Annotated in this window: 1 rRNA gene; it reads right to left on the bottom strand. The window is 56.7% G+C overall.

Going from position 1 to position 277, the window contains the following annotated elements:
- Positions 1–277, bottom strand: a 16S ribosomal RNA gene (locus NNO02_RS23650); the annotation flags it as partial.

Genomic DNA, 277 nt, shown 5'->3' with positions numbered 1-277 from the left:
CATCCGACTTGACAGACCGCCTGCGTGCGCTTTACGCCCAGTAATTCCGATTAACGCTTGCACCCTCCGTATTACCGCGGCTGCTGGCACGGAGTTAGCCGGTGCTTCTTCTGCGAGTAACGTCAATCGCTGCGGTTATTAACCGCAACGCCTTCCTCCTCGCTGAAAGTACTTTACAACCCGAAGGCCTTCTTCATACACGCGGCATGGCTGCATCAGGCTTGCGCCCATTGTGCAATATTCCCCACTGCTGCCTCCCGTAGGAGTCTGGACCGTG

Origin of the sequence: Citrobacter sp. Awk 2, assembly GCF_028069815.1 — a bacterium.
GTDB lineage: Bacteria > Pseudomonadota > Gammaproteobacteria > Enterobacterales > Enterobacteriaceae > Citrobacter.
The sequence above is the reverse complement of the archived record's forward strand: the minus strand, read 5'-3'. Positions and strand labels throughout refer to the sequence as shown.